Origin of the sequence: Actinoplanes sp. NPDC049548 (genome assembly GCF_040676695.1) — a bacterium.
Lineage (GTDB): Bacteria > Actinomycetota > Actinomycetes > Mycobacteriales > Micromonosporaceae > Actinoplanes.
In genome coordinates this window covers 13767-36127 of sequence record NZ_JBFAPM010000029.1, presented here as the reverse complement: position 1 = coordinate 36127, position 22361 = coordinate 13767, and the positions used below count along the sequence as shown (strand labels likewise).

Annotated in this window: 24 protein-coding genes and 1 pseudogene; 10 read left to right on the top strand and 15 right to left on the bottom strand. The window is 72.5% G+C overall.

Annotated elements, in window-relative coordinates:
- Positions 1 to 210 precede the first annotated feature (210 nt).
- The gene (locus AB0J80_RS35215) at positions 211 to 921 is read left to right on the top strand and encodes a response regulator transcription factor (protein WP_364713772.1); all 711 of its coding nucleotides are present in this window, start codon (positions 211 to 213) and stop codon (positions 919 to 921) included.
- A gap of 109 nt (positions 922 to 1030) precedes the next feature.
- On the opposite strand, the gene AB0J80_RS35210 is transcribed toward AB0J80_RS35215, so the two are convergent.
- Together AB0J80_RS35210 and AB0J80_RS35205 are read right to left on the bottom strand one after the other, a co-directional pair.
- A complete protein-coding gene (locus AB0J80_RS35210) occupies positions 1031 to 1834 on the bottom strand; it encodes a DUF4097 family beta strand repeat-containing protein (RefSeq protein ID WP_364713770.1) in 804 nt (267 codons plus the stop codon).
- Between the two features lie 32 nt (positions 1835 to 1866).
- The gene (locus AB0J80_RS35205; protein ID WP_364713769.1) at positions 1867 to 2361 is read right to left on the bottom strand and encodes a DUF1778 domain-containing protein; all 495 of its coding nucleotides are present in this window, start codon (positions 2359 to 2361) and stop codon (positions 1867 to 1869) included.
- A 223-nt stretch (positions 2362 to 2584) separates the two neighbouring features.
- Between AB0J80_RS35205 and AB0J80_RS35200 the strand changes: the two genes are divergently transcribed.
- Entirely contained in the window at positions 2585 to 3352 is a 768-nt protein-coding gene (locus AB0J80_RS35200; RefSeq protein WP_364713768.1) for an ABC transporter ATP-binding protein, read from the top strand.
- A complete protein-coding gene (locus tag AB0J80_RS35195) occupies positions 3352 to 5895 on the top strand; it encodes an ABC transporter permease (protein ID WP_364713766.1) in 2544 nt (847 codons plus the stop codon). Before AB0J80_RS35200 ends, AB0J80_RS35195 begins: the two co-directional genes overlap by 1 nt.
- Positions 5896 to 5945: 50 nt before the next feature.
- Here AB0J80_RS35195 and AB0J80_RS35190 read toward each other — a convergent pair whose 3' ends face one another.
- Together AB0J80_RS35190 and AB0J80_RS35185 are read right to left on the bottom strand one after the other, a co-directional pair.
- A complete protein-coding gene (locus tag AB0J80_RS35190) occupies positions 5946 to 6593 on the bottom strand; it encodes an HAD family phosphatase (RefSeq protein ID WP_364713765.1) in 648 nt (215 codons plus the stop codon).
- A gap of 99 nt (positions 6594 to 6692) precedes the next feature.
- Entirely contained in the window at positions 6693 to 7436 is a 744-nt protein-coding gene (locus tag AB0J80_RS35185) for a neutral zinc metallopeptidase (protein WP_364713764.1), read from the bottom strand.
- 113 nt (positions 7437 to 7549) lie between these two features.
- Between AB0J80_RS35185 and AB0J80_RS35180 the strand changes: the two are divergent.
- Positions 7550 to 8283, top strand: a pseudogene (locus AB0J80_RS35180) (DUF2071 domain-containing protein).
- A 3-nt stretch (positions 8284 to 8286) separates the two neighbouring features.
- Here AB0J80_RS35180 and AB0J80_RS35175 read toward each other — a convergent pair.
- The 3 genes from AB0J80_RS35175 to AB0J80_RS35165 all read right to left on the bottom strand — a co-directional run bounded on the left by AB0J80_RS35175 (position 8287) and on the right by AB0J80_RS35165 (position 10669).
- Positions 8287 to 8832 (bottom strand): hypothetical protein, encoded by a 546-nt coding sequence (locus tag AB0J80_RS35175; protein WP_364713763.1) that lies wholly within the window; start codon positions 8830 to 8832, stop codon positions 8287 to 8289.
- 8 nt (positions 8833 to 8840) lie between these two features.
- Entirely contained in the window at positions 8841 to 9548 is a 708-nt protein-coding gene (locus AB0J80_RS35170) for a hypothetical protein (protein ID WP_364713762.1), read from the bottom strand.
- A 104-nt stretch (positions 9549 to 9652) separates the two neighbouring features.
- Entirely contained in the window at positions 9653 to 10669 is a 1017-nt protein-coding gene (locus tag AB0J80_RS35165; protein ID WP_364713760.1) for a CDP-alcohol phosphatidyltransferase family protein, read from the bottom strand.
- Positions 10670 to 11013: 344 nt separating this feature from the next.
- On the opposite strand from AB0J80_RS35165, the gene hpt reads away from it, so the two are divergent.
- Genes hpt through AB0J80_RS35145 form a run of 4 tightly spaced genes read left to right on the top strand, consistent with a single transcriptional unit; the run spans position 11014 to position 13719 of the window.
- Positions 11014 to 11562, top strand: coding sequence for a hypoxanthine phosphoribosyltransferase (hpt, locus tag AB0J80_RS35160; protein WP_364713759.1), 549 nt, complete (start codon positions 11014 to 11016; stop codon positions 11560 to 11562).
- Entirely contained in the window at positions 11559 to 12263 is a 705-nt protein-coding gene (locus AB0J80_RS35155) for an HAD family hydrolase (RefSeq protein WP_364713757.1), read from the top strand. Before hpt ends, AB0J80_RS35155 begins: the two co-directional genes overlap by 4 nt.
- The gene (locus AB0J80_RS35150) at positions 12254 to 12805 is read left to right on the top strand and encodes a pyridoxamine 5'-phosphate oxidase family protein (RefSeq protein ID WP_364713756.1); all 552 of its coding nucleotides are present in this window, start codon (positions 12254 to 12256) and stop codon (positions 12803 to 12805) included. The genes AB0J80_RS35155 and AB0J80_RS35150 overlap by 10 nt, the downstream gene beginning before the upstream one ends.
- Positions 12806 to 12849: 44 nt before the next feature.
- The gene (locus AB0J80_RS35145; protein ID WP_364713755.1) at positions 12850 to 13719 is read left to right on the top strand and encodes a PAC2 family protein; all 870 of its coding nucleotides are present in this window, start codon (positions 12850 to 12852) and stop codon (positions 13717 to 13719) included.
- 75 nt (positions 13720 to 13794) lie between these two features.
- On the opposite strand, the gene AB0J80_RS35140 is transcribed toward AB0J80_RS35145, so the two are convergent.
- Together AB0J80_RS35140 and AB0J80_RS35135 are read right to left on the bottom strand one after the other, a co-directional pair.
- On the bottom strand, positions 13795 to 14148 hold the full coding sequence (locus AB0J80_RS35140; RefSeq protein WP_364713753.1) for a hypothetical protein: 354 nt from the start codon (positions 14146 to 14148) through the stop codon (positions 13795 to 13797).
- Positions 14149 to 14159: 11 nt separating this feature from the next.
- Entirely contained in the window at positions 14160 to 14957 is a 798-nt protein-coding gene (locus AB0J80_RS35135; RefSeq protein ID WP_364713752.1) for a class I SAM-dependent methyltransferase, read from the bottom strand.
- 115 nt (positions 14958 to 15072) lie between these two features.
- Here AB0J80_RS35135 and AB0J80_RS35130 point away from each other — a divergent pair, with 115 nt between their 5' ends.
- Entirely contained in the window at positions 15073 to 15864 is a 792-nt protein-coding gene (locus tag AB0J80_RS35130; protein ID WP_364713750.1) for a GntR family transcriptional regulator, read from the top strand.
- Positions 15865 to 15918: 54 nt separating this feature from the next.
- Here AB0J80_RS35130 and AB0J80_RS35125 read toward each other — a convergent pair whose 3' ends face one another.
- Positions 15919 to 16416, bottom strand: a complete 498-nt coding sequence (locus tag AB0J80_RS35125) for a MarR family winged helix-turn-helix transcriptional regulator (RefSeq protein ID WP_364713749.1) — start codon at positions 16414 to 16416, stop codon at positions 15919 to 15921.
- A gap of 120 nt (positions 16417 to 16536) precedes the next feature.
- Between AB0J80_RS35125 and AB0J80_RS35120 the strand changes: the two genes are divergently transcribed.
- Positions 16537 to 17604 carry an alkene reductase gene (locus AB0J80_RS35120; RefSeq protein ID WP_364713747.1) on the top strand — a complete coding sequence of 356 codons (1068 nt, stop codon included), beginning with the start codon at positions 16537 to 16539 and terminating at the stop codon, positions 17602 to 17604.
- Positions 17605 to 17692: 88 nt separating this feature from the next.
- On the opposite strand, the gene mshC is transcribed toward AB0J80_RS35120, so the two are convergent.
- From mshC to AB0J80_RS35095, 5 genes are all read right to left on the bottom strand, one after another.
- Positions 17693 to 18931, bottom strand: coding sequence for a cysteine--1-D-myo-inosityl 2-amino-2-deoxy-alpha-D-glucopyranoside ligase (mshC, locus tag AB0J80_RS35115; protein WP_364713745.1), 1239 nt, complete (start codon positions 18929 to 18931; stop codon positions 17693 to 17695).
- Positions 18932 to 19007: 76 nt separating this feature from the next.
- A complete protein-coding gene (locus AB0J80_RS35110; RefSeq protein ID WP_364713743.1) occupies positions 19008 to 19823 on the bottom strand; it encodes an SCO1664 family protein in 816 nt (271 codons plus the stop codon).
- Positions 19820 to 20410 carry a DUF3090 domain-containing protein gene (locus AB0J80_RS35105; protein WP_364713741.1) on the bottom strand — a complete coding sequence of 197 codons (591 nt, stop codon included), beginning with the start codon at positions 20408 to 20410 and terminating at the stop codon, positions 19820 to 19822. Before AB0J80_RS35105 ends, AB0J80_RS35110 begins: the two co-directional genes overlap by 4 nt.
- Positions 20411 to 20519: 109 nt before the next feature.
- On the bottom strand, positions 20520 to 21221 hold the full coding sequence (locus AB0J80_RS35100) for a histidine phosphatase family protein (RefSeq protein ID WP_364713739.1): 702 nt from the start codon (positions 21219 to 21221) through the stop codon (positions 20520 to 20522).
- Positions 21222 to 21223: 2 nt separating this feature from the next.
- On the bottom strand, positions 21224 to 22276 hold the full coding sequence (locus tag AB0J80_RS35095) for an LLM class F420-dependent oxidoreductase (protein ID WP_364713738.1): 1053 nt from the start codon (positions 22274 to 22276) through the stop codon (positions 21224 to 21226).
- Positions 22277 to 22361 lie beyond the last annotated feature (85 nt).

The window sequence follows — 22361 nt, the reverse complement described above, 5'->3', positions numbered from 1 at the left end:
GTCCGCCAACCGCCCGGGTTGACCGCCAGCCGCCGGCGAGCAACCGCGCTCCCGGCGTAAACCGCCGACCGCCCACCCCGAGCCGGCGACCACACCCCGACCGAAGCCCGACGACCGCCCGAAGCAGGCCGCAAGCCGCGGACCGCGCACCCGGCGAGGGTTGCCGATCGCTTAGGGTGAGCGCCGGAGTCGGGTTCGGGGAGGCTGGCGGTGACGGCGGGCGACGGGACAAGAGCGGCCGGGCCGGCCGTGGTGCGTACCGTCCGGGTGCTGCTCGCCGATGAGCAGCCGATGCTTCGGTCGGGGCTGCGGATGGCGCTGGCCGGCGCTGGTGGGCTGGCTGTCGTCGGGGAGGCCGGGGACGGGGCCGAGGCCGTCGAGTTGTCCCGGCGGTTGCTGCCCGACGTCGTCGTCATGGATCTGCGGTTGCCTCGGCTCGACGGGTTGACCGTCACGCGGCGGATCGCCGGGTCGGGGCTGCCGGTGCGGGTGCTCATCCTGACCGCGGACGACACCGACGAGACCGTGCTGGGGGCGGTCGCCGCCGGGGCGTCCGGGTACCTGGGCAAGGACGTGCCGGCGGAGGAGCTGGTTGCTGCCATCCGTACCGTTGCCGCCGGAGGCGCGGTCGTGGCTCCGCCGATCCTGCAGCGGTTGCTGGGGCGGATGGCCGAGGTCCTGCCCGCCGCCGAGACCGCGGCTGCGGCGCCGGCGCTGGACACTCTCACCGAGCGCGAGCGTGAGGTTCTCGTGCATGTCGCCAAGGGACACTCGAACGCCGAGATCGCGCGGTCGCTGCTGGTGTCCGAGACGACCGTCAAGACGCATGTCGGCCACGTGCTGACGAAGCTGCGGCTGCGGGACCGCGTGCAGGCGGTCGTGCTGGCCTACGAAACCGGACTGGTGCGTCCGGGCGGGTGAGCCGGGCGCCGGCCGGGGATCCGTCCCGGCGGGTGAGCCGGGCGCCGGCCGGGGATCCGTCCCGGCGGGTGAGCCGGGCGGCGGCCGGGGTCCGGCCGGGCGGGTGACATCAGGCGGCGGCCGGGTGGCCCAGGGCGCGGTGCACGTTGATGTCTCCGCTGGCCGTGCGTACGCGCAGCTCAAGGGTCGCCGCCGCGCGGCCTTCAGGCGGGGTGTCTCCCATCGCCAGGTCGCTGGTCGTGGAGCCGGAGGCCGTGGTGAGGTCCAGCCACACGCCGGTGCCCGGGGCGACGCCGACCGTGACGTCGCCGGACATCGAGCGCAGGTCGGCTCGGCCCTGGCTGATCGTGCCGATCTCCACGTCGCCCGAGGCGGCCTGGGCGTTGACGGAGCCGCCGACGCGGTGGATGGCGATGTCGCCGCTGGCCGTGCCGGCGCTGACGTCACCTGTGACGTCACCGGCGCGCAGCTCGCCCGAGGCGGTGTTCATTCGCAGGGAGCCGCCTACGCGGTCGACGGTGATGTCGCCGCTGGAGGACTTCAGCTGGACGTCGCCGGTGGCGTATTCGAGGTGGACGTCGGCCGATGACAGGACCGCCTGCACTGTCGTATAGCGGCCGGCGAGGCGCAGGTCGGCGGCGGCGGACTTCGCCGCGACGGTGCTGTCCAGCGGTACGCGCACGGCGACGTGGACCTTGGCCGTGCGCCGCCACGCCCATCCGCCGGCGTCGGGGGCGTGCACGATCAGGGTGTCGCCGTCGAGGGCGATGGTGAACTGGTCCGTGGCGTCGGTGCCGTCGGGGGCGGTGACGTCGACGCGCACGGTTTCGCGCTGCTCCGCGACGACCTCGGCGGAGCCGCGCTGCACGCGCAGGGAGACGGTGACGGGGCTGGAGTGGTCGAACTCGGGCACGAGAGTGCTCCTTCGCTGGTGGGTGGGGGTGGTCAGGCCTGGGCGTAGCCGGTGATGCGGCGGCCGCCGCGCCGCGGGGCGGAGGCCGACGGCGGCGACGGTGTGGCGGTCGCCGCGGCCATCACCGCGCGGACCAGCCACGCGTTGACGGAGATTCCCTCGGCGGCGGCAGCCTGTTCGACGTGGGCCTTCAGGGACTCCGGCATGCGCAGGGTGAGCCGGGCGAGGTCGCCGCCGTCGGCCGCGGCGGGCTGCGGCGTGACGGGGTCGGGTGCCGGCTCTGCCGGAAGGTGGCTGACGACGAGGTCGGCTTCGCGGCCGCGGAGGCGGACGTCGACGACCGGGCCGTGCAGCCGGGTGGTGATCTCGGCCGTGGCGTCCGACAGCGCCTGTAGCAGCGCCAGCCGGACCGATGCGTCGAGGGCGTGACCGAGGAGTTCCGCGGCCCGTTCGGTGTCCGGTCCCCCGGGCGCGGCGGCGGCGGAGAGATCGGCCTGCAGCGATTCGACGTACGGCGTGAGGTCCATGCCACCACTCTGACGTCATCGATGACGTCTGTCAAGCGTCGAAGTGACGTCACATGGCGAGTTCGGGGGAAACCCTGAGCCGACGTAGGTGGCGACCCGCACCGAAATCTCCGCGTCGCTGTCCGCCCTCGGGCGGACGACCGAGGCGCTCGCCGCCGGAACACTGGCAACGCCGGCCGGGCGAACCGCCCGGCCGGACCACGGCGGACCACAGGGAGCGACAGTGACAACGACCAATGCCGACCGACCCGCGGCGGCCCGGGCGAACGAGGTCTGGAAGGTCTACGGCTCGGGTGAGGCGCAGGTCGTCGCGCTTCGTGGCGTGAGCGCGGAGTTCGGGCAGGGCCGGTTCACGGCCATCATGGGCCCGTCCGGCAGCGGCAAGTCGACGCTCATGCACTGCCTCGCCGGCCTCGACACGGTCGACCGGGGCACCGTCCACGTGGGCGGCACCGAAGTCAGCAAGCTCAACGACAAGGCGCTCACCCGGCTGCGCCGCGACCGGATCGGCTTCATCTTCCAGCAGTTCAACCTGCTGCCCACGCTGAGCGCGCAGGAGAACATCCGGCTGCCGCTGGACATCGCCGGCCGCAAACCCGACCCGCAGTGGTGGGACATCGTCATCGACACCGTCGGGCTGCGGGACCGGCTGAGCCACCGGCCCAGCCAGCTCTCCGGAGGCCAGCAGCAGCGGGTCGCGTGCGCGCGGGCGCTGATCGGGCGGCCGGACGTGATCTTCGCCGACGAGCCGACCGGCAACCTGGACTCGCGGTCCGGGGCCGAGGTGCTGTCGTTCCTGCGCGCCAGCGTGCGCGAGCACCAGCAGACGATCGTGATGGTGACCCACGACCCGGTCGCCGCGAGCTACGCCGACCGGGTGGTGTTCCTGGCCGACGGGGAGATCGTCGACGAGCTCACCGAGCCGACCGCCGACGCGGTGCTGGACATGATGAAGAAGCTGGACACGCACGCCGAGCCGGTGATGCTCTGATGCTGCGGGCGACCCTCAAGAGCCTGCTGGCGCGCAAGCTGCGGCTCATCCTGTCGGGTCTGGCGGTCGTGCTCGGCGTCATGTTCGTGTCCGGCGCGTTCGTCGTCACCGACACGCTCAGCCGCTCCTTCGACGCCGTCTTCGCCAGCGCGTACTCGACCACCGACGTCGGCGTGACCGCCAAGCCCAAGGTCGAGGTCTCCGAGATGGACGGCGAACAGGTCGCCGCGCCGGTGCCGGCGGCCACCGTGGACAAGATCAAGACCGTGCCGGGCGTACGGGCGGCGACCGGTCTCGTGGAGGCCGACGGTGCGCGGGTGATCGGCAGCGACGGCAAGGTTCTGACCTCGATGGGGCCGCCGCGGATGGGCGTCGCCTGGAGGGGTGCGGACGACCTGGTGCAGCTGCGCGAGGGTCGCGGGCCGGCCGCCGCCGGCGAGATCGCGGTCAACGCGGCGGTGGCCGAGGCCGCCGGGCTGAAGGTCGGTGACCGCGTCGGCGTGCTCACCCTCGAGCCGAAGAAGGAGTTCACCCTGGTCGGCGTGTACGGCTACAGCGGCGACCGGGACAGCCTCGGCGGCGTACAGGAGGTCGCCTTCACCGAGCCCGTGGCGCAGCAGCTGATGCTCGGGCGTACAGGCGTCTACAGCTCGGTGCGGGTCCAGGCCGCAGGCGACGTCACGCCGGAGGCGCTGCGCGACCGGATCGGGTCCGCGCTCGGCACCGGGTACGTGGTCAAGACCGGTGACCAGCTCGCCGACGACAACGCCGCGGACCTGCAGGAGGGACTCAGCTTCTTCGGTCAGATCCTGCTCGGGTTCGCCGGGGTCGCGCTGTTCGTCGGGGTCTTCCTCATCCTCAACACCTTCTCGATCATCGTGGCGCAGCGGACCCGGGAGCTCGCCCTGATGCGGGCGCTGGGCGCCGCCCGGCGGCAGGTCATCACCTCGGTGCTCGTCGAGGCGGTCGTCATCGGGCTGGTCGCTGCGGTGCTCGGGCTGGCCGCCGGAGTCGGGGTCGGCGCGCTGCTCGCGTACCTGTTCGGGTCCTTCGCCGCGGGCGGCCTGCAGCTGGCGCCGCTCGCCGTGCCGGCCGCGGCCATCATCAGCTCGTTCGTCGTCGGCGTGCTCGTCACGGTCGTCGCGGCGGTGCTGCCGGCGCTGCGGGCGTCGAGGATCGCGCCGGTGGCCGCCATGCAGGACGTCGCCACGCCGGACCGGCCGCTGACGAAGCTCAGCGTCGCGGGCGCGGCGGTCACCGCGGCCGGGGCGGCGGCGCTGGGCCTGGGCCTGTTCGCGGACGTCGGCGCCGAGCTGTGGCTGATCCTGGGCGGGGTGCTCGTCTCGTTCGTCGGGGTGGCGCTGCTGACGCCGCTGATCAGCCGTCCGGTGGTGGCGCTGCTCGGCCGGTTGTTCTCCTGGTCGCTGCCGGGCCGCCTGGGCCGGCTGAACTCGGGACGCAACCCGCGCCGCACCGCGATCACGGCAGCCGCGCTCATGGTGGGCATCGCCCTGGTCACCGGCGTCACCGTGGTCATGGACTCGGCCAAGAGCAGCCTCAAGGCCGAGGCGGCCCGGGTCCTCAAGGCCCAGATCATGATCAGCGGGGACCAGAACGGGCCGCGGCCGCCGACGTTCGATCCGGCCGTCGTGCGCAAGGCCGCACAGATCCCCGGGGTACGGGCGGCAGCCGGCCTGTGGGAGGACCAGGTGCTCATCGACGGCAAGCGGCAGTACGTGACCGCCACCGACGACCTGGCCTCGCTGGCGCAGACGTACGGTGCGGACGCCACCACCCTGACGACGCTGAAGGACGACCAGCTCGCAGTCAGTGCGCCCCGGGCGGCCGAGCTCGGCTGGAAGGTCGGTTCCCCGGTGACCGTGCAGGCGTCCCGCGGGGAGCCGCACCACTATACGGTCGTGGCCACGTACGCCGAGGACGCCCTGCCCGGCAGCATCACGCTCCCGGGGGCGGTCACCAAGGACTTCGGCATCAGCCAGCCGGCTTTCGGGTTCGTCCGCCTCGACGACGGCGTCGCGGTTTCGGCGGTGCTTCCGCAGGTCAAGGCGCTGGTCGCGGACAGCCCCGAGGTGTCGGCGACCGACGCGGCGGCATTCGTGGACCAGCAGGCCGCCACGTTCGACACGCTCATCACGATGATCCAGATCCTGCTGGCGCTGGCCATCCTCATCGCGGTGCTCGGCGTGGTGAACACACTGGCGCTGTCGGTCCTGGAACGAACCCGCGAGCTGGGGCTGCTCCGCGCTGTCGGTCTCGGCCGGGCCCAGACGATGCGCATGGTGACGGTCGAGGCGGTCGTGATCTCGGTCTTCGGTGCGCTGCTCGGCGTGACAGTCGGCGCGGGCATGGGCACCGCGGTGACGCGGGCGCTGAAGAGCGACGGGATCACCGAGCTGGTGCTGCCGTGGGAGCGGATGGGGACGTACCTGGTGCTGGCGGCGCTCGTCGGGGTGATCGCGGCGGTGCTGCCGGCGATCCGGGCGGCGCGGCTCAACGTGCTGGGCGCCATCGCTCACGACTGAGAACAGCTTCCGCGCCGGCCCCGACCGCTCGGGGCCGGCGCGGACGTGCGTCAAGTGGTGACGCGGCTGAAGATCGTCGCCAGATATGCCGGGTCCACGCCCACCAGGGTCTCGCGCAGGTGGACGCCGTCGGTCGGTGGCAGCTCCAGCTCGGCGGGGACGGCGAGGACGGCCGCCCCCGACGCCACCGCGCTGGCCATGCCGGTCGGCGAGTCCTCGATCGCGACGCATTCGTCGATCCGCACGCCCAGCAGGTCGGCCGCCGTGCGGTACGGCGCCGGGTCCGGCTTCGGGGCCGACACCTCGTCACCGCAGACGACCGCGTCGAAGTTGTCCCGGCCCAGCGTGTCCAGCGCGACCTCGACGAGCCGCCGGCCGGTCGAGGTCACCAGCGCGGTCGGCAGCCCGGCCTCGCGCACGGCCCGCAGCAGCTCCATCGCCCCGGGACGCCAGACCAGGCCCTCGGCGAACAGCTCCTCGACGCGCCGCTCCAGCCAGGCGACGTCGGCGGTCTCGTCCCGGTCGGGCTGGCCGAGGTCCTCGCGCAGGATGCGCATCGAGGTGGCCATGCTGCTGCCGATCATGGCCAGCCGCGCGGGCTCCGAGAGCGTGCCGCCCGCGTGGGCGGCCAGCTCGTGCAGCGCCACGTCCCAGACCTTCTCGCTGTCGACCAGCGTGCCGTCCATGTCGAAGAGCACCGCAGCCGGTTGTCGTGATGTCAGGGCAGGCCTCCCGAGTCGCCGAGCCAAAACCCCATTTTCCCCCGCCAGGCGCTCCGGCGCGGCCTGGTGTGACCGCTACGACAGCTGGCACCGCTTCAGGGAGCGGGTGTAGCCGTCGGTGAAGGCGGTGGTGCGCTGCCGGGCCGTACCGTGTGCGCCCTCGGCGAACCACGGCTGGCCCGGGTCGTCGCCCACCGCCTCCAGCCCGCGGGCGAGCTCGTCCAGGTCGCCGTCGGCGAGGTTCAGCCGGTTGCCCTTCTCCATGTCGCCGATGTACGCCCCCGCCATGCAGTCCGCCTGCAGTTCCTGCTCGATCGAGAACTGCTTCTGGATGCTCAGCCGCCGCTGGATCGCGTGGGCGTACTCGTGGCCGAGCAGGTAGAAGATGAAGGCGTCGCCGATCTGGCGGAACGCGGCGAACGCCCAGTTCGCGTCGTAGGCGATGAAGTCGCCCGCCGAGCAGTAGGCCGCGTTGTTCAGCCCGAGCCCCTGGCCACCGCAGTCCACCTCACCCTCGGTGTCGTACGGGATCAGCTCGGCGATCGGCCGGAACGTGAGCCCGGACCGCCGGAACTGGCCGGCCCAGTACTCCTCGGCGAGCCTGCGCGCGGCTTCGACGTCGGACTGGAACTCCTCGACTGTGTCCGTACCGTCGAGGTTCGGGTCCGGGGTCTTGCCCTTGGTCGTCTTCTTGGCCGTCGTCGGTGCGGGGGCCGGAGGCCGGCCGGCGGGGGCCTGCGGTGCGGCGACGCAGCCGAGCGCGACGAGGGCGCCGGCGAGCAGGGTCGGGATCACGAGGCGGTGGCGCGGCACCGGCATGCGGGGGTCCTCCGAGGGCAGGCGTGACCGGGGATACCCCTCGATACGGACGGGCAGGGCAAAGCGGATCAGTGTGCGCCCGGACGGTCGACGGCGCGGTGCATGATGGGCGCGTGCGGATCGAGGACGTGACGCCGGAGACGCTGCGCCCGGTGCGGCGGTCGTGGCTGGTGCAGAGCTGGCGGGACCTGGCCTTCCTGCACTGGGCGGTCCCGCCGGAGACCGTGGCGCCGTTCCTGCCGCGCGGCACCGTGCCGGACACGCTCGACGGGGTCACCTTCGTCGGCCTCATCGGGTTCCGGATGGTCGGGCTCGGCCCGATGCGCGGCCCCGGCCTGCCGTACCTGGGACGTTCCTCGAGACGAACGTGCGGCTCTACAGCGTCGACGACCAGGGCCGGCGGGCGGTGGTGTTCCTGTCGCTGGACGCGGAGCGGTTGCTGCCCGTGCTGACCGCGCAGGCGCTGCTGCGGCTGCCGTACAAATGGTCCCGGATGACCCTCGAGAAGGACGCCGGCGTGCTGCGCTATGCCAGCACGCGGCGATGGCCCGGTCCGCGGGCCACAACCGCTTTTGCGGTACGGCCGGGAGCAGCGCTGGACGAGCCCTCGCCGCTCGAGCACTTCGTGACGGCCCGGTGGGGTCTGCACACGCGCGCCTGGGGCCGTACGGTGCATCTGCCGAACGAGCACCCGCGGTGGCCGCTTTTCCGCGCCGAGCTGCTGGAGCTCGACGACGGCCTGGTCCGCGCGGCGGGCCTGCCGGCGCTGACCGGGCCCCCGGTCAGCGTGCTGTACTCCCCCGGCGTGCCGGTCACCTTCGGCGGGCCCGCAGTGGCGGCCCGCTGACTGTCAGACGCGCGCGGGAATGCGGCGGTGCAGCTCCGCGAGCAGGACGTCCGGGCCGGGCGACATGAGCCCCACGTCGACCACGAAGGCCGGCCCCGAGTCGCGGCGCAGCATGCGCGGGCGGCGACCCGGGCCGGGCAGCTCGGTGACCGCACTCGTCGCGGACGGCGTGATCACGAGCTCGGTGAAGGGCCCCCAGCGGCGCAGCCCGACGGAGGCGACCGCGGACCACGGCACGTGCACGCCGCGCCGGCCGGTGGCACCGAACTCCAGGCCGCGCACCGAGCTCTTGAGCCACCCGAACCGGTTCCAGGCGACGAGCACGATCAGGCCGGCAGCCACCACGGGCACGATGAGCAAGGCTTCCACCGCCGTGACCAGGTCGGAAGCCGTGGGGCGGATGCCCAGCCCGAGCACCACGAGCAGGACGATCAGGGCGCACCCGAGGGCGCCGAGCGCGATCACCCACAGCATCGTCACGAACACCATGGCCCGCGGCTGGAAGAAGGTGGTCGCGTCCTCGCCGACCTCCAGCGGATGATCCTCCACGACACCGATTATGCGGAGCCGCCGGCGGGGGGACGGCCGCTCAGCAGGTCCGCCACCCGGTAGAGGGATCCCAGCAGCTGCGGGATCGACGCCGGATCCTTGAGCCGGCCCGGCGTGCACGTCATCAGGTCCGTGCCCTGCAGCGTCCAGGCCGGCACGGCACCGTCGACATGGGCGGCGAGCAGGGCCGCGCTCAACGGGTACGGGGATGCGCCCGGCTCACCGACCACCCGGAAGTCCTTGTCGAACCGTTCGTGCCCCAGCTCGGCACCGGCGCCGAACAACGCCCGGCCCCACTTCGACAGGGTTCCGCGCGGCTGGATGCCCAGGTATTGCGAGGGCCGGTCGAGGTGGACGACGAGCACCGTGAAGTGGTGCGTGGTCGACTTGGTGCCGTGGGTGGTGCCACCCTGCCCGTCCGGCGTGCTGGTCGTGCTGGTCTCGGTGTACGAGTAGTCGGCGACGCTGGCGCGGCGTCCCCACAACGGCCCGGTGAGCGCGAGCGTCACGCCGCGCCGGTTGCGCCCCGGCAGCCGGTCACTCCAGTCCACCGCGGGGTCCGAGACGAGGGTCCAGCCGGCGGCGGCCGCCCATGTCTGCAGGGCCTCACGGCGTTCGCGTTCCCGCCGGCGGCCGACGACGACCGCGAGCACCACGGCCGCGACGGGGACGGCCAGGCAGGCCAGCAGCCCGCCGGCGATCACCACTGCGTCCATGGCGGGTCAGCTTGCCACGGCGCAGGCGTCTTAGGCAGTGCCGCGCTGCCGCATCTTCCGGCCCGGCCGGGGCCGGGCGATCCGGACGTTCCCGCCGGTGGGACTCAGGGGCGGACGGTGACCGTCGGCAGGGCCACGGTGTCGGTGCCCAGCTGGTCGGCGTCGACGACCTGCTCGACCGGCTCGACGCCCGCCGCGGCGGCCACGGCCTCGGCCTGCGCCTCCGATGTCACGCCCATCTTCGCCATCTGGCGGGTGTAGCTGCGGGTCGCCGTCCAGAGCTTGTAGATCAGCAGCAGCTCGAACGCGACCAGCAGGATCCCGGACCCGATGGTCACCGGGATGATCTGCGCCGTCAGCGGGCCGATGATGAAGACGAACATCTGGAACTCGATGCCGCTGAACAGGTGCGCGCGGATCCGCTGGCGGACCAGCATGTTGCGGATGCGCACGAAGGTGCTGAACTTGGTGCGGAAGTCGCCGTACACGTCGACCACGGGCCGCTGTGCGCCCGTACCGTCGGTGGCCGGGCCGGTGACCGCCGCCGCGCCGACGGGGTGTTCGGAGTCGGTCTCCTCGACGAACATCGGCGGGGCCGCGCCCTCGCCCTGGGCCGCCTCGAGGCGGCGGCGCATGTCGTTCTTGACCTTGCCCATCTGCAGGGCGTTCAGGTAGCGGAAGCCGTCCAGGAAGATGACCACGCCGGCCATCCACAGGTAGTGGACGTTGTGGGTCTGTGCGTACTGGCCGCCCATGAGCGCGACCGCGCAGGTGACGACGCGCAGGCGGTCGAAGACGTAGTCGAGCCAGGAGCCGAAGACCGAGCCGGTGCCCTTGAGCCGGGCGATCTTGCCGTCCATGCAGTCGAGCACGAAGCTGAAGTGGAAGCCGATCGCGCCCGCGACCAGCCACTTGTAGTCACCCTGGGCGAAGCACACCGCGGAGAGCACGCCCAGCAGGAAGGCGCCCATGGTCAGCAGGTTGGGCGTGACCCACTTCAGCGGCGCGACCAGCCACACGAGCCGCGACGCGAGCGGGTCGACCAGCCAGACGGTCCACCACGCGTCGCGATCCTTGTACGTGCGGGTGCGGATCTCGTCGAGCGTGAACCGTCGTGCCATGCCACAACTCCACCATCGTGATGAATACATGAATAGTGAGACGCGCGGACATTACAGGAGACCGTTTCGCAGCATAGAGCCCCGGCCGAAGATCTGGACAAACGGCGACATGATCCGCCCCTCGGTGCGGGCATCTGGCCAGCACTTCGGCGGAGCACGTCACTCCGACTACGGAGCGTGACAAGGACCTGACATCCAGCGGTGACGAAGATCACCGACTCGTCGACGGCGACCTGGTCGGGGTGCCCCGCGTCAGCCGAGCGGGCGATGGCCGTGTTGGCCGCGGCAGCCCCGCGTGTCAGGATTCCCGGCAGGACCGGCCGGCCGACCTCCGGGGGAGACGAGTGGACGCCGAGCACGTGGCAGGCGATCTGGAAGCGGTGTTGCTGAGCGAGGACCAGATCCTCGCTCGGGTCGGCGAACTCGCCCGCACCATCGGCAAGGACTACGCGGGGCGCGAGATCGTGCTCGTCGGCGTGCTGGGCGGAGCGGCGACGTTCACCGTCGACCTGGCCCGCGCCCTGGAGACCCAGGTCGAGATCGGCTGGATGGCGATGCGCTCGTACACGACGAGCAAACGCAGCTCCGGCTCCGTACGCCTGCTCAAAGATCTTGATCTGGAGATCGAGGGGCGCGACGTCATCATCACCGAGACGGTCATCGACACCGGGCTGACGATGTCGTGGCTGATCGCCAACCTCCAGCAGCGCCGGCCCGCGTCCATCGCCGTCTGCGCCCTGCTGCGCAAGCCGCACAGCCCCGCCTTCGACGTGCCGACCTACGTGGGCTTCGACGTGGAACCCGGCCTGATCGTGGGCTACGGCCTCGACTACCGCGGCCACTACCGCAACCTGCGCTGCGCCGCGGTCCTGGCCCCCCACGCCGTCCGGTGAAGGCCGTCGTCCTCGACTTCTTCGGCACCCTCACCGACCCGTCGCTCGAAGCAGGCCGGCGAGCGTCCTTCGCGGGCACCGCAGCCGCGCTCGGCGTGCCCGCCGACGCCTTCTGGACGGCGATGTCCGGCTCCTTCCCCGAGCGGATCTGCGGACTCCTCGGAGACACCCGTTCCACGCTGGACACCATCGCCCGGCGGTGCGGCGTCACGCCGTCCGAGGCGGCCCTCACCGAGGCCGTCGCCGCCCAGCTCCGCGGGGCAGCCGGGATGCACAGCCCCCGCCCCGATGCGCTGCCCGCGCTGCGCACCCTGCGCGCAGCCGGCTTCCGGCTGGGACTCATCAGCGACTGCAGCAGTGAACTGGTGGAACGCTGGCCGTCCACCCCGTACGCGCCGCTCATCGACGCCCCCGTCTTCTCCTGGCAGGAGGGCTACCGCAAGCCCGACCCCCGGCTGTACGAGACGGTGGCGCAGCGCCTGGGCGTGACGCCGGCCGACTGCTGGTTCGTCGGCGACGGCGGCAGCAGGGAGCACTGGGGCGCGGCCCGCGCCGGGATGCGCCCGGTGCTGGTCACCAACGCCGGCTACCCGCAGGCCGCGGCCCTGCGCGACGACCCCGACGCCTACCTGCCCGCCGACAGCCTGGACGACCTCGCCGCGCTACCCGCCCTGGTGTGCAACGATCACGCATGCCCGTGACCAACCCATGGCTGGCCGGCCCCTCACCGAGCCGCCGGCTCCCGCCGGACCGTCTCGAGGAACGCATCCTCAACCTGCTCTCCTCGCAGAACATGTGCGTGCTCGCGACAGCCGGCTCCTCGGGCCCGCTGGCAACGCCGGTCCGCTACTTCCACCTCGGCTTCACCCTGCTGTTCACCGCGGCCGCCGGCTCACCGAAGATGCGGAACATCGCCGCCGACCCCCGCGTCTCGATCGGCGTCTTCGCGCCGCTGGTGGGGCAGGCGAGCAGCCGCGGCGCTCAGGTCCTCGGCGAGGCGCGCACCCTCTCCCCCGACGACCCGGAGTTCGCCGCCTACTGGCCGGCGGTCCGCTGGCAGTCCGACCACGTGGAGCGGTCTCGCTCCCTCGACGACCCTCCCCTGGGCCCTCTCGTGGCCGTGCCGGCCACCCGCATCGTCTACACCGAGCACTGGCTGCGCCGCGACGGCTACGCCCCCCGCCAGTTCTGGCGAGGCCCGCCCGGCGGCCCCGCCGGGGCGCCGCCGGGTGGGATCCGGTGACGCCACGTAGGCTCTGAGGTACTGAGGTACGAAAGGTTGGCATCGTGACAGAGTTCGACGGCCTCCCCCTGCTGCGCTCCCCCGTGGCGATCGCCGCCTTCGAAGGGTGGAACGACGCCGCGGACGCGTCGACGGCCGCGGTGGAGCACCTGGAACAGGTGTGGCAGGCCCGCGAGATCACCACCATCGACCCGGAGGAGTTCTACGACTTCCAGGTCAGCAGGCCGACCATCACCATGGCCGAGGGCGAGACCCGCAAGATCGAGTGGCCGACCACCCGGTTCAGCGTGGCCAGCCCGCCCGGCACGGAACGCGACGTCGTCCTGATCCGCGGCATCGAGCCCAGCATGAAGTGGCGCACCTTCTGCGAGCAGATCCTCGAGGTCTGCCACAGCCTCGAGGTCGACCGGATCGTGCTGCTCGGCGCCCTGTTGGCCGACGTCCCGTACACCCGGCCCCTGCCGATCAGCGGCACCGCGTCCGAGAAGGAGGTCGCGGAGAAGTACAAGGTCGTCCCGACCCGCTACGACGGCCCCACCGGCATCGTCGGCGTGCTGCAGGAGGCGGCCGGCCGCGCGGAGCTCGACGCGTTGTCGTTCTGGGTGCACGTCCCCCACTACGCCAACAACCCGCCGTGCCCGAAGGCGACGCTGGCCCTGCTCAGCCGGCTCGAGGACGTGCTCGACCTCCCGGTGCCGCTGGCCGACCTCGCCGAGGAGGCCGACGAATGGGAGAAGCGGGTCCGCGCGGCTGCCGAGCAGGACGCGGAGCTGGGCGAGTACGTGCGCGAGCTCGAGGAGCGGGTCGGTGACGAGGGGATCAAGCCGCTGACCGGGGACGAGATCGCCAGCGAGTTCGAGAAGTACCTGCGGCGGCGCGGCGGGTCGGCCGGACCGACCGCCGGCTCCTGGTAGCCGGATCCGCTTCCGGCCCCGGCAACGTTCCGGGGCCGGAGGACGCCCGTTCCTTGACGCCCGCCCGCGGGCGGGTCAGTGCCAGAAGGTGGCGACGGCCGCGTTGATCAGCGTCAGGGCGATGATGCCGATGAAGTGGCCGCGGTTGACGTCCTCCCGCTTGCGGCGCCACGGGATGAACACCATCACGAAGATCATGATGGCGATCACGAGCTTCACCACGAGCTTGACGGGGCTGGGCTCGGCGTCGCCGCCACCACGCAGCGGGGCGGCCAGCGCCAGGCCGGTCAGCACCTGGATGATCGAGCCCCACAGCATGGCCGGGTTGATCCGCAGCTTGCCCGAGACGAACTGGACCACGGCACCGCCGAGCAGCAGCGCGAAGCCGATGAGGTGCGCATAGCGCAGGATCAACCGCAGAGCCTCCATGGCGGCACAGCCTAGTGGGCGCCCCGGTGCCCGATGACCAGCAGGTGCCCCGTGGCGCCGTGGATTCCCGGATCCTCCTCGACGCCTCGCATCCGCTCGAGCAGCACGGCGGTGCGCTCGGGGTCGGCCAGGATGTCACCGAGGACGGGACCGGCGTAGGCCAACGGCCCCTCGACCGCGAGCACCCGTACCCCTGTCAGGCCCGCCTCCTGCGCCTCGGGCGCGGCCTCGCGCGGATCGTGGAAGTAGGCGCGGGTGAAGAACCGCTCGCCGTTGCTGTCGTGCACGCCGTCGCGCATGACGCCATCCACCAGATCGCGGAACTCCGGATCCGGAAAGAAGTTCTTCACGAGCCCGTCGAAGAGTGCCGCGTTACGGGTGATCAGCGCGGCCACCACGACGCCGCCGGGCCGTGTCGCACGGAGGGCCTCCCGCCACGCGGCGAGCCGGTCGGCACGCTCCAGCAGGTGATACAGCGGGCCGAGCATGAGCACCGCATCGGCGCTCGCATCCGGGACCGGCAGCTGCCGTGCATCGCCCGGCTGCGCGGTCACCCCGGGCAGCGTCGCGGCTTCGTCCACGTGGTCCGGCACGGGATCCACCACGTGTACGGCGTAACCGGCGGCGGCGAGCGGCTCGGCGTAGACACCCGTGGCGCCGCCCACATCCAGGACCCGGCCCGGTGGCGGTGGCAGGACTCGGGTGAGCACGTCCCACGTCCGGAGGAACTCGAGGCGTCCGGTGCCGGCGGTGAGGCGTACCCGTTCTCCACCGCGCCGGTAGTAGTCGAGGATCTCGGGGCTCAGCATGCCGTCCATCCTCCGGCGGCCCTCCGACCACAGTCGATCGAGTTTCGGCGTGTCGCTGCCGCCCGGCGCACACCCCGTAGGCCATCCTAGGAACCTAGGGTTTGGAGGTCGGAGCATGACGATCAATCCCGGCGCCGCCGAGTTCCCGCACCGGCAGATCGCGGCGCAGCTCAAGGAGCGCATCCGGCGCGGCGACTGGCAGCCGGGCGAGCGGCTGCCCTCGATCCCGGCGATGGCCGAGATGTTCGGCGTGGCCAAGCAGACCGTCCAGCGGACCGTCGACCAGCTGCGCGTCGAAGGCATCCTGATCACCAAGCCGGGCTCCGGCACGTACGTCCGCGGTACCCGGCGCCGGCTCAACCGGCTCTCCCGCGGCCGCTACGGCGTGCACCGCGGCTACCACGCCGACCTCGCCGCCCGCTACCGCCAGCAGCTCACCGCCGTCGGCCGGGAACCGGCACCTCCCGAGGTGGCGGACGCGTTCGGCGTCCGCGACGGCACCGAGATGCTGGTCCGGCGCCACATCGTCCGCGCCGAGGACGCCACCGTCGAGGTCGGCGCCTCCTGGTTCCGCGTGACCGACGCGACCGGCACCTCGTTGGAACGCGCCGAAGCCTACGGCCGCCCCCTCTATCAGGAAGCGGAGGAGGCGATCGGGCGGCGGTACGCGTCGGCGACCGACACGATCAGCGCCCGGCAGCCCAGCCGGGAGGAGGCCGAGATCCTCCAGATCCGGCCCGACACGCCGGTGCTGCACCTGCTGCACGTCGCCTTCGATGAGACCCGCAAGCCGATCGAGGTGGCGCAGGCGACCTGGCCTGGCCCGATGACGACGCTGACGGAGGAGTACCGCATCCCGGCGCCGGCTCCCGAGCCCGACCCGGACCCCGGCCTCACGCTGGCCTGACGCCGTGCTCCCCCGGCCGGGACGCTCTTCTCCGACATCACCGGCACCCGAGTCCTACCCTCTCGGGGCGCCGCGCTTTCCGGCGGGCATGCCGCAGCGGGAGCCCTCCTCGGTGGCCAGGACGTTCTCCTCCAGCCTCACCAGGCTGGCCAGGGCCGCCTTGCGCTGCTCCTCGCTCATGTCCCCCACCGTCAGCTCCTCGAGCTGCGCCCAGATCCGCTCGACGCACGCCCGCAGGTCATCGCCGGCCGGCGTGCTGGCGACCAGGGACGCGCGGCGATCGGCCGTGTCGGGCAGCCGGCGGACGTAGCCGGCGGCCTCGAGGCGTTGCACGATGCGGGTGGTGCTCGCCGAGTCGGTGCCCAGCTCGGCGGCGAGGTCGGTCTGGCGTTGCGGCCCCGACTCCCAGAGGCGCATGAGCAGCAGCTCCTGGCTGGGGTGCAGGCCGAGCTCACGCAGCAGCCGGCCGGCCAGCAGCTGGTGGATGCGGGCCAGCCGGAAGATCGCGTGGCTGATCGGCCCACTCGCGGCCGCGCCCGGCGCCTCGGTCATGCACGGAAGCGTAGCGCCGTGACGGTGATGGTGATCACCGCGCCGCCCCGGAAGAAACGGACGCTGACCGGGATTGCCTGTCGTGGACAGCAAAATAGCTGTCCAGGACAGGAGATGGTCATGACGACCGCATTCGACGGCATCCGGCTCGGGCGCCACACCACCCGCAACCGCGTGGTCATGGCACCCATGACGAGAAGCCGGGCGTACGGGCCTGACGGAAGCCCCACCGAGCTCATGGCGCACTACTACGCGCAGCGGGCCGGGGCCGGCCTGATCATCACCGAGGGCACCCAGCCGTCCGCCGTGGGCCAGGGCTACCTGAACACTCCCGGCCTGCACACCGCCACTCAGATCGAGGCCTGGAAGCCGGTGACCGCGGCGGTGCACGAGCGCGGCGGCCTGATCTTCGCCCAGATCATGCACAGCGGGCGGATCGGCCACCCGAGCCTGCACGGTGCGACGCCGGTCGGGGCCTCCGCAGTGGCCGCCGCCGGCCAGGTCTTCACCGCCGACGGCCCGAAGGACCTGGTCACCCCGGAACCGCTCGACGAGGCCGCGATCCAGGCGACCATCGCCGACTTCGCCGCCGCCGCACGCAACGCCGTCGAGGCCGGCTTCGACGGGGTCGAGCTGCACGGCGCCAACGGCTACCTGCTCCACCAGTTCCTGTCCACGAACGCCAACGTCCGCACGGACGGGTGGGGCGGCACGGTCGAGGGCCGCATCCGCCTGGTCGTGGAGGTCGCCAGGGCAGTGTCCGCGGCCATCGGCGCGGACCGGGTCGGTCTGCGGATCTCGCCGTCCAACCCGTTCAACGACATCGTCGAGGACGGCCACCGGGAGACGTATCTGGCCCTGGTCGACGCCCTGAACCCGCTCGGCCTCGCCTACCTGCACGTCGCCGAGGGTCCCGACACCGAGTTCACGCCGCAGTTGCGGGCACGGTGGCAGGGACCGCTGATCCTGAACCCGTACACGCCGGGTGCCTGGACCGGACCGGAGGCGCTCAAGCTCGTCGAGACCGGCGAGGCGGACCTGGTGTCGTACGGTGCGCTCTTCCTGGCGAACCCGGACCTCCCGGAGCGGCTCGCGGCGGGCGGCCCGTTCAACGAGCCCGACTACACCAAGGCGTACGGCGGCGACCACAGTGGCTACACCGACTACCCCGCGCTGACAACGGCCTGACCGACGACCGTCCGGCGGCCGCGACCGGCCGCCGGACGCAGGCCCCGGCAAGCAACACAACCGCCGGGACGGGCGCGGCTGCGTGGTTCTACAGGCGGATTCCCAGGAGCGCGTCCACCGTCCGAGCCATGAGCTCCGGCGCCGCCGTGTCGTCACCCACGCCGGACAGTGCCGCCTCCGCCCACGCGTCGACCAGCGCGAGCGCCGCCGGTGTGTCCAGGTCGTGGCCGAGGGCCTCACGGACCGCCGCCAGCAGCCCCTCTCCCGACGGGCCCGCGGGGGCCGCGGCGGCGGAGCGCCAGCGGGCCAGGCGGGCTTCTCCGGTCTTGAGGACGTCGTCCGTCCACTGGCGGTCGGTGCGGTAGTGGTCGGCCATCAGGCTCAGGCGGACCGCCATGGGGTCGACGCCGTCGCCGCGGAGGCGGGAGACGAAGACGAGGTTGCCCTTGGATTTCGACATCTTCTCGCCGTCGAGGCCGATCATGCCGGCGTGCACGTAGTGGGAGGCGAACGGCGACTCGCCGGTGAGGCGCTCGGCGTGGGCGGCGGAGCACTCGTGGTGGGGATACAGCAGGTCGTTGCCGCCGCCCTGGACGTCGATGGTGGTGCCGAGCAGGCCCAGGGCGATGGTCGCGCACTCGATGTGCCAGCCGGGGCGGCCGGGGCCGAGGTCGCCGCCGTCCCAGGCCGGTTCGCCGTCGCGGGCGCCGCGCCAGAGGAGCGGGTCGAGGGGGTCGCGCTTGCCGGCGCGGTCGGGGTCGCCGCCGCGCTCCGCCGACAGCTTGAGCATCTCGTCGCGGGAGAGGTGCGACTCGTAGCCGAAGGACGGGGAGGCTGCGATGGAGAAGTAGACGTCGCCGGTGCCGTCGTCCAGCGTGTACGCCGAGCCGTCGGCGATCAGCTCGCGCACGTGCCCGGCGATGGCGGGGATGGACTCCACGGCGCCGACGTAGTGCGCCGGCGGGATCATCCGCAGCGCCTCCATGTCCTCGCGGAACAGGGCGGTCTCGCGCATAGCCAGGACGACCCAGTCCTCGCCGTCGCGGGCGGCGCGCTCCAGCAGCGGGTCGTCGATGTCGGTGACGTTCTGCACGTAGCGCACGTCGAGGCCGGCGTCGCGCCAGGCGCGCTGGACCAGGTCGAACGCGATCATCGTGGCGGCGTGGCCGAGGTGGGTCGCGTCATACGGCGTGATGCCACAGACGTACATCGTCGCGGTGCGCCCCGGCGTTGTGGGGACGATCTCGCGGCGGGCCGAGTCGAACAGGGCCGGCGGGGCGGCTTCTCCCGGCAGGGTCGGCACGTCGTGCCCGGTCCAAGCGTCCATGGTCACGAGCCTATCGAGCCCCACCGACAGTTTCGGCGCGGCGTGAGTAAAGACTCAGACCGCGCCGCGAGGAACCTCAGACCGGTGGCCAGGGGACGGCCGGCCAGTCCTGCGGCGGCTTCGGGAAGCGGCCCGCGCGCAGCAGCCGCCGCACCCGCAGCCGCGCATGCTGCACCTCGGAGATCGTGAGGTGCTCCTCGAGCTGCTCCCCCAGCGCCCCGTCCAGCTCCGCCCCCAAGCGGGTCAGGACCTCGAGCGACTCCGGCGGGATGGGCCGACCGGTCCAGCCCCACAGCACCGTACGGAGCTTGTTGTCGACGTGGAACGAGACGCCGTGGTCCACGCCGTGGACGCTGCCGCCGGGGCCGTACAGGACGTGGCCGCCCTTGCGGTCGGCGTTGTTGATGACGGCGTCGAGGATCGCGAGGCGGGACAGCCGCGGGTCGTCGGCGTGGGCCAGGGCGTACGCGTCGCCGTCCTCGTCGCGGGCGGAGGCGACCGGCAGCCAGCCCTCGGGCACGTCGTACGCCGGGACGAAGCCGACCAGCGCCTCGGCGTCCTCCGGCTCGTCGATCCACAGCTGGCAGGCGCCGGTGCCGAGCGGGCCGTCGCGCAGGATGGTCGGCGGGACGAGGCCCCAACCGGTGGCCCGGGAGACGAGGAACGCCGAGACCTCGCGGCCGGCCAGGGTGCCGTCGGGGAAGTCCCACAGCGGACGTTCGCCCTGCACCGGCTTGTACACGCAGCGGCGGGTCAGGCCGTCGAGGGTGATCTCGGCGCGCAGCGTCGTGTTGGAGGCGTCGACCAGGCGGCCCTCGAGCTCCATCGTCCCGTGGGTGAGCAGCTCGAGGGCTTCGTCCTCGGCGAGCACGGAGGCCGGCTCCGTGGTCACCGGTGGTAGCCGTTGTGCCGGGGGCAGAGGTGGCCCGCCGGGTCCAGCGGCTGGCCGCAGAGCGGGCACGGGGGGCGGCCGGCCGCGACCACGCGCCGGGCGCGGTCGATGAAGGCCCGGGTGGCCTCGGGGGTGAGCCGGACCCGCAGCCGGTCGAGGTCGTCGTCGGGCTCGTCGTCCTCGTCGTCGAGCGGGGTGTCCTCGTCCTCGTCGCCGGCGAGCTCGGCCTCGGCGTCGGCCTCCCCGGCCTCGATCGCCTCGATGACCACCGTGGTGGTGTCGACGTCGAAGGCGAGGCCGAGGGTGCCGACGCGGAACTCCTCGTCCACCGGGGTGTCGAGGGGCTCGTTGTCGCTCACGACGATCGGTGAGGTCTCCGGCAGCTCGACGCCGAAGCGCCGGCTGGCCTCGGTGAGAAGCTCCTCGAGCTTTTCGGCGAGCAGCGACACCTGAACCTTCTCCAGCGCCACGCTGACCACCCGGCCGCCACCGCGGGCCTGGAGGAAGAACGTCCGGTCGCCCGGCTCGCCCACCGTCCCGGCGACGAACCGCTCCGGCGGCTCGAAGGCATGCACCTGGTGGGTCATGACAACGACCCTATCCGTCCGCACGCGTGAGCGCGCAGCGCACCAGGCCGGTTCGCCGAGGGCGCAACGCGAGCACACGCAGGGGTAACAGAACCGTCACAGGAAGTGTTCAGACACCGGCGCCGGCACCGCCGCCGACGGCGGCATCGGACTGCGCAGCCGGTTCCGCGGCGTCGTCGCCGGCCTTCTTCACCGGTACGAGAGAGGTCAGGTCAGCGGTGTCGTTGAGCCGGACGAGGAACGGCCGCGTCGGCGTGTAGCGGATGACGCTGACCGATGCGGGGTCGGCGACGATGCGCTGGAACTCGTCGAGGTGCAGCCCCATCGCGTCGGCGACGATGGCCTTGATCACATCGCCGTGGCTGCATGCCAGCCACAGGGCGTCGGCGCCGTGCTCCGCGGTCACCTTGGCGTCCCAGCGGCGGATCGTGGCCACCGCCCGGGCCGACATGGCCGCCATGGCCTCGCCGTTCGGGAAGACCGCGGCGCTCGGGTGCTGCTGCACGACCGGCCAGAGCGGATCCTCGGCCAGCTCCTTGAGCGGCCGGCCCTCCCAGTCGCCGTACCCGCACTCGATGAGCCCCTCGTCGACCGCGGGGATGACCTCCGGCAGGGCCAGCTCCACGGTCTGCCGGCAGCGGGCCAGCGGGCTGGTCACGACCGCCGACAGCGGCAGGGCGCCGAGCCGCTCGCCGACCCGCCGGGCCTGGTCGCGGCCGGTGTCGTCGAGCTCGACCGGCCGGCGCCCGGCCAGCTGGGCGGTGGCGTTGGCGGTGGTGCGCCCGTGGCGCAGCAGCAGGACGGTGGCCACGGCTACTCGGCCACGCCGGAAGCCTCGTACGCCTCCGCGACCGAGCGCAGCATGGCGATGCCGCTGTCCCGGTCGGCGACGAACAGGCTGACCGAGAGGGTGTTCACGCCCGCCGCCGCGTACTCGCGCATCCGCTCGGCGATCCGCTCCTTCGGGCCGATCAGGGACGTACGCTCGATGAACTCCTGCGGAACGGCCGCCGCCGCGTCGCGCTGCTTGCCGCTCAGATAGAGGTCCTGGACCTCCTTGGCCTCGTCCGCGTAGCCCATCCGCACGGCCAGCTGGTTGTAGAAGTTCTGCTCCCGGCTGCCCATGCCGCCGACATAGAGCGCCGCGTACCACCGGATCACGTCGGCGCACGCGGCGATGTCGTCGCCGATCATGACGGGCACGCTCGGGCAGACGTCGAAGCCTTCGAGGCCGGCCCCGGCCTTCTCCCGCCCGCGCCGGATGTGCTGCAGGTTCTCCTCGGCGGCGTCCGGCGCGAAGAAGATCGCCAGCCAGCCGTCGGAGATCTCGCCGGCCAGCTCCAGGTTCTTCGGTCCCACGGCCGCGAGATAGATCGGTACGGCCGGACGCGGCGGATGGAAGCCGAGGCGCAGCGCCTTCCCGGGCCCGTCGGGCAGCGGCAGCGTGTAGTGCTCGCCGTCGTAGGCGACGGGCTTGCGCGCGATCGCCAGCTTGACGATGTCGACGTACTCGCGGGTGCGGGCGAGCGGCTTGGCGAACCGTACGCCGTGCCACCCCTCGGAGACCTGCGGGCCGGACACCCCCAGCCCCAGCCGGAACCGGCCGCCGGAGAGCGTGTCGATGGTGGCGGCGGTCATCGCGGTCATCGCCGGGGTGCGGGCCGGGATCTGCATGACCGCGGCGCCGACGTCGATGCGTTCGGTCTGTCCGGCGATCCACGCCAGCATGCTCGGCGAGTCCGAGCCGTACGCCTCCGCCGCCCACACCACCGAGTAGCCGAGCCGGTCGGCTTCCTGCGCCATGGCCAGATGATCGGCGGGCGTGGTCCACGCTGTCTGATAACCGAGGCTGAGTCCGAGCCGCACGGGTCCTCCCGATCCTGCCTGCCGGAGCACCGATGCTCCGCGATACGAAGCCTAGGCGAACACGCTCAGTGATCTTCGGGGTGCT

Bases quoted from the DNA above. Each gene is read 5' to 3' on its own strand.
- AB0J80_RS35205 (WP_364713769.1), bottom strand. From the start codon at position 2,361: ATGGACCTCACGCCGTACGTCGAATCGCTGCAGGCCGATCTCTCCGCC.
- AB0J80_RS35195 (WP_364713766.1), top strand. From the start codon at position 3,352: ATGCTGCGGGCGACCCTCAAGAGCCTGCTGGCGCGCAAGCTGCGGCTC.
- AB0J80_RS35185 (WP_364713764.1), bottom strand. From the start codon at position 7,436: ATGCCGGTGCCGCGCCACCGCCTCGTGATCCCGACCCTGCTCGCCGGC.
- AB0J80_RS35170 (WP_364713762.1), bottom strand. From the start codon at position 9,548: ATGGACGCAGTGGTGATCGCCGGCGGGCTGCTGGCCTGCCTGGCCGTC.
- AB0J80_RS35165 (WP_364713760.1), bottom strand. From the start codon at position 10,669: ATGGCACGACGGTTCACGCTCGACGAGATCCGCACCCGCACGTACAAG.
- AB0J80_RS35150 (WP_364713756.1), top strand. From the start codon at position 12,254: ATGCCCGTGACCAACCCATGGCTGGCCGGCCCCTCACCGAGCCGCCGG.
- AB0J80_RS35140 (WP_364713753.1), bottom strand. From the start codon at position 14,148: ATGGAGGCTCTGCGGTTGATCCTGCGCTATGCGCACCTCATCGGCTTC.
- AB0J80_RS35135 (WP_364713752.1), bottom strand. From the start codon at position 14,957: ATGCTGAGCCCCGAGATCCTCGACTACTACCGGCGCGGTGGAGAACGG.
- AB0J80_RS35130 (WP_364713750.1), top strand. From the start codon at position 15,073: ATGACGATCAATCCCGGCGCCGCCGAGTTCCCGCACCGGCAGATCGCG.
- AB0J80_RS35125 (WP_364713749.1), bottom strand. From the start codon at position 16,416: ATGACCGAGGCGCCGGGCGCGGCCGCGAGTGGGCCGATCAGCCACGCG.
- AB0J80_RS35120 (WP_364713747.1), top strand. From the start codon at position 16,537: ATGACGACCGCATTCGACGGCATCCGGCTCGGGCGCCACACCACCCGC.
- mshC (WP_364713745.1), bottom strand. From the start codon at position 18,931: ATGGACGCTTGGACCGGGCACGACGTGCCGACCCTGCCGGGAGAAGCC.
- AB0J80_RS35105 (WP_364713741.1), bottom strand. From the start codon at position 20,410: ATGACCCACCAGGTGCATGCCTTCGAGCCGCCGGAGCGGTTCGTCGCC.